This is a genomic window from Delftia sp. ASV31 (assembly GCF_016428765.1).
GTDB classification, from domain to species: Bacteria; Pseudomonadota; Gammaproteobacteria; order Burkholderiales; family Burkholderiaceae_C; genus Comamonas; species Comamonas acidovorans.
Genome location: NZ_JAELTK010000341.1, coordinates 1 through 256 on the forward strand (window position 1 = coordinate 1; position 256 = coordinate 256).

The following is a 256-nucleotide window of genomic DNA, read 5'->3' on the forward strand; positions in this document are numbered from 1 at the left end:
CCCCCCCCCCCCCCCCCCCCCCCCCCCCCCCCCCCCCCCCCCCCCCCCCCCCCCCCCCCCCCCCCCCCCCCCCCCCCCCCCCCCCCCCCCCCCCCCCCCCCCCCCCCCCCCCCCCCCTCTTTAATGACCCGGCGACCACCGAGATCTACACTGTTCGCATTTCGTCGGCAGCGTCAGATGTGTATAAGAGACAGGCCGTAGACGCCGCCCCAGCCTACGGCGATGGAGACGTACTGCCGGCCATCGACCTCATAGG

General features: G+C 77.3%; 1 protein-coding gene. It reads left to right on the plus strand.

The window, feature by feature from the left end:
• A partial coding sequence (locus tag JHD82_RS29730; RefSeq protein ID WP_199140508.1) for a hypothetical protein occupies positions 1–201 on the plus strand: 201 nt, incomplete at its 5' end.
• Positions 202–256 lie beyond the last annotated feature (55 nt).